5 protein-coding genes are annotated in these 4,469 nt (G+C 55.0%); 1 reads left to right on the forward strand and 4 read right to left on the reverse strand.

Going from position 1 to position 4,469, the window contains the following annotated elements:
- The coding region (locus RR877_RS09775) for an HAD-IC family P-type ATPase (RefSeq protein ID WP_332628078.1) at nt 1-955 on the forward strand (955 nt) is incomplete at its 5' end.
- Here RR877_RS09775 and RR877_RS09780 read toward each other — a convergent pair.
- The 4 genes from RR877_RS09780 to RR877_RS09795 form a co-directional block, all read right to left on the reverse strand.
- A complete protein-coding gene (locus RR877_RS09780) occupies nt 864-1,637 on the reverse strand; it encodes an FAD:protein FMN transferase (protein WP_332628079.1) in 774 nt (257 codons plus the stop codon). The genes RR877_RS09775 and RR877_RS09780 overlap by 92 nt on opposite strands.
- A gap of 10 nt (nt 1,638-1,647) precedes the next feature.
- The gene (locus RR877_RS09785; protein WP_332628080.1) at nt 1,648-2,151 is read right to left on the reverse strand and encodes an FMN-binding protein; all 504 of its coding nucleotides are present in this window, start codon (nt 2,149-2,151) and stop codon (nt 1,648-1,650) included.
- A complete protein-coding gene (locus tag RR877_RS09790) occupies nt 2,151-3,584 on the reverse strand; it encodes a ferredoxin reductase family protein (protein ID WP_332551035.1) in 1,434 nt (477 codons plus the stop codon). Before RR877_RS09790 ends, RR877_RS09785 begins: the two co-directional genes overlap by 1 nt.
- 71 nt (nt 3,585-3,655) lie before the next feature.
- On the reverse strand, nt 3,656-4,469 hold an 814-nt coding region (locus RR877_RS09795), incomplete at its 5' end, for a DeoR/GlpR family DNA-binding transcription regulator (RefSeq protein WP_332628081.1).

Raw genomic sequence — 4,469 nt, forward strand, 5'->3', positions numbered from 1 at the left:
TAAGACGGGAACTCTCACCCACGGCCAGCCCGTGTTGAGCAAAGTGATGGCGGCCCCTGGTATTGAGGAAGACGAGCTGGTGCGCTTGGCCGCTATTGCCGAGCAATACTCTGCCCACACCCTTGCCCACTCGATCGTGGTCGGTGCCCAGCAGCGTGGTCTCACTGTTGAACCCTGCACGGATGTCACCGAGACCACAGCTGCTGGTCTCACCGCCACCATCGACGGCAAGAAGGTCGTGGTGGGCAAATACAGCTTTATTGCTGAGCAAGATCCCAGCACGGTGAGAGTGGAGATCACTGCGGGTGAGCTCGCTGTCTATGTCGCCATTGACGGGGAGTTCGCCGGAGCATTACTGCTCCGTGACGAACTTCGTGCCGATGCCCCAGACACTCTGCAGTGGCTGTCTGCGCTCGGTGTTCGTCACACTCTCATGCTCACCGGTGACGGAAAGGTCACCGCCGAGCATGTTGCCCGGGAGTTGGGTGTGACCAACGTTCGCGCTGAATGTTTGCCGCTGGATAAAGTTCGCGCTGTGGAGGCGGTGACTGATCGTCCCGTGATGATGGTGGGTGATGGTGTTAACGATGCACCTGTGCTCGCGGCAGCCAATGTGGGTGTGGCTATGGGGGCTCGCGGTTCCACTGCGGCCAGTGAATCAGCTGATGTGGTCATTATGAAAGATGATCTTCACCGCGTTGCCCGCTCTATTGAAATTGGTCAGCAGACTATTCGGATTGCGTTGCAGAGCATCTGGATTGGTATTTCCCTGAGTTTGATCTTGATGGTCTTAGCTACCTTTGGACTCATTCCTGCTGTTGTGGGAGCCGGATTCCAGGAAGTGATCGATGTGATTGCGATTCTTAACGCGCTACGAGCTCTTGGAACTTCGCGTTGGCTTGTAAAGCTCCATCTGGCGCCACGGTCATTACAGCCACAGCAAAGTTCTGTGTGATCAGATCCAATGTTGCTTGTCCACCCGCAATGATTGCGGTGGCGAGCACGTCTGCGGTCATGATGTCATCGGCAATGACGGTGGCTTGAACAAACTCTTTGGTCGTTTCGGGACGTAGCCAGATGTGTTCCCCGCGCTCTGCCGATCCTGAAGTGGCCATGGCAGGGAACTCAGGGGTAAGCCGGATGGCGGCCAAGATGGTTCCGCGGTCTTCTGGTTCCACAATCCCGGTAATCCAGCCAGACTCTTCTGAAGATTGATCGCCTGACGTAGTGAGGTCACCTCCCACGTTGACGGAAAAGTTCACAAAGCCGGCGTCTCGCAGCAGCGTAGCTGCCGCATCGATCGCCACAGCTTTGATGGTTCCGGAAAGATCAATCACTCCATCAGGTCGATGGGGAGTGAAAGCGCCGTCCGTCTTTTCACGCCAGTCGAGAGAGCGCGCGTATTCACTGCGCATTTCCTCACTGGAGTCGGCCAGTGCGAGCTCACCGCGAGCAATTGTGGAGAGCTCAGAATCCTCGAGGTAGAGGCTAAAGAGTGCATTCAATCGAGAGAATTCATGCTCGATTTCGTTGAGCACTGCAATGGCACTGTCCTCGCGTGAGTGCTCGCCAAGTTCTGCATCCGCGATGCGAATACTGACCATGGTTCCCATGGTCTCGAACGAGTGCACTGCCATGATGAACGTGTTAGCCCGTGAATCCAGCTGCATCCAGTGCGGACTGCAATGACTGCATGTAGGACTGAGAGGTGTATGTCGCACCGCTGACGTTGGCAACCTGAGCACTTTGAGCGCTGAGGACTTCTTCACGCAAAATGGGGTTAGCGCGTGAACTGATCTGTTCAGACTTGCGGTCAGCAGTCTGTGTTTGAAGCACGATGACGTCTGAAATCTGTCCGCTCGAAATAACGACCTGAACCTGCTGTGCACCATAGCGGGTGTTGATAACCGCGCCGTCGTAGGTGCCATCTGCAGGGCCTGACGCAACAGGGGCAGTTGTGGTGGCCTGCGATGAGGTGTCCGTGGTGGCCGAGTTCGACGACGTCGAGGAGCTTGCACCAGCAGTTGTTCCCGAGGCTGCAGCCTGGCTCTGTGGGAGGGAAGACACGAGTGTTCCCACGCCTGCCTGCCAGCCGATGGCCACGATTGCTGCCGAACCAACTCCGGCTAAGAAAGCACTACCTGCGCGCATTAGAAATCAAACCTTTCAGCGTGGATCTGGTGATCCTTGAGTCCGAGACGCTTAGCGTCGCGGATGACGAGTTCGGTCCAGGGGGTTGGGCCACAGATGTAGAGATCAGATTCTTTGATCTTGGGAGCCAGAGTGAGGAGGGACTCTCCTTGACCATAGGCTTCCGCCGAGAGCCATGTGTTCACGCCTCGAGGACGGTGACCCACCAGCACGCGCAGAGAAGCAGACTTCTCAACACAGAGGTCGTATGTTTCCTGCCACAAGTAGACATCCTCAGCGTCGCTGCCGCGAAGAATCACTGTTGCTTCGTGGGGAGCGAGATCAGATGCCTCCAGCAGAGCGCGGATGGGCGTGATACCAATGCCGGCGCCGACAAACACGGCCTTGTTAGTGGTGCGTGCTTCTTCAGTGAAAAGTCCGTAGGGACCTTCGAAGCTGACACGGGTGCCGGGCTTGAGGGTCAGCAGCTTGCCACTTCCCTTACCCAGATCGCGCACGGTGATGCGCAGTGAGCGACCGTCAGGGTGTGCAGAAAGTGAGTAGGGGTGAGCATCCAGCCACATGTTGGGTGCCCAGAAGCGCCACTGGAAGAACTGGCCACCTTGAGCACGCAGTGCGTCGAGGTCGCGACCACTCATGGTCACCGAGACAACACCTGGAGCTTCCACCACAACTTGGCTCACGCGCAGGTCGTGACGCAGCGAGCTGGCCACAGGAATGATCACACGGAAGATGGTGATGGCGGCAAGCGAGCCAACATACAGCGCCATCCAGTACCAACGAGCCCAGGTTCCCTCAGCGAACATCATGCCCTGCGTGAACTGGTGGGGAAGGGCGAGCAGGATTGCAGCGTAAGAGAGCAGGTGCACGATGTACCAGAACTCGTAGGAGAGCTTCCTGCGCACAATCACTAGGGAGGTCACCACAACCGCAATTAACAGTCCGGTTGCGATGAATGCGATGGACATGTCTTGCTGGTTGGCAATCATGTCGATGGCCTCGGCGACAGGGTTGAGCCCCTGAGCAATGCCGTAGCCAATCATGAGCAGCAACATGTGAGCCAGGATCAAGTAGAGAACAGGCTTGCCCAGTTTGCGGTGCAAAGCCAGTGCCTTGTCGTGACCGAAGGTGCGGTCGATGATGGGGACTCGAGCGGCCAGCACGAGCATGATCAAAAGAAGATCAGAACCAATCAGGCCGGTCACAATGCCCAAGCCTGTGGCAACATCCTTGATGTTGATGAAGTAGGTAGCCCCGCCATCAGCAAGGAAGAGTGCGAGGACGATAGCGACCGAGAAGTAGACGATGGTCTCCAGCAGATCACCACGACGCAAGCGTGCCTTGTAGCCACGCTTGATAGCCGTGGCACGCTCAGAAGTAGCGTTTCCGCGGCGAGCGGGCTGAGGGGTTTTGTATGGTGCGGTCATGGTCATGAAATAAAACTGTCAGGTCTGTCTGGGGGAACCCTATGACGAACCTATGAATTACTTATGAAAGTAATGACCTATGGATGCAGCAGTTCTATTCCTGCATTTCGGAACTGGGCGATCTGTGTATCTGAAACGTTGCTGTCAGTAATTACGCCTTGAATCTCTTTTACATCGCAAACGTGACGGAGTGCGGTTTTTCCAAGCTTGTCGCTTGTTGCAAGAACAAATGCTGATTTGGAACGTTTGATCATAGCCAAGCGCGAGGCCACATCGTCTGTTGAGTAGTCGGTAATACCGTTTTCGGGATGTATTCCACCCGCGCTAATAAATGCAAAATCCGCGTTGTAATTGTCAATTTGAGCGATGGTATCCGGCCCGAAGGTCGTGTATTCCCCGGCACGAAGTTTGCCGCCGAGTATCTGAAGGTTTACGTGTTCGAGATTGCCGAGCAGGGATCCAATTATGAGGCTGCTCGTTATGAGAGTCCCGCTGAAGTTCTTCGGGATTGCTTGCGCAGCCGTTTCAATCGTTGTACCAACATCCAGGAACACAGCGTCGTCGTTGCCTAAAAGGGAAGCAGCAATCTCTGCGATTTCTTTTTTGCCCTTGAGGTTTGTTTTTGCGCGGCTTTCTCTATTTGGTTCTACCGCTCGTAACTCTTTTTCTAGTACAACGCCCCCATGAAGCCGGCGAATTTGTCCCGATTTTTCAAGTGCTTGGAGGTCTCTACGGATGGTTTCTCCCGAAACACCAAGCTCTATTGCAAGATCGGCAGGTCGGAGGAAATCATTTTCATTTGCAAATGAAAGTATGCGTTGGCGGCGCAGCTCAGCAGGCTCGTTAGAAACAGTCATTACATAGCTTTCTTGTTCTCTCTTGTTTAGGTTA

It is taken from the genome of Aurantimicrobium sp., assembly GCF_036667855.1.
In the GTDB taxonomy this organism is placed as follows: domain Bacteria; phylum Actinomycetota; class Actinomycetes; order Actinomycetales; family Microbacteriaceae; genus Aurantimicrobium.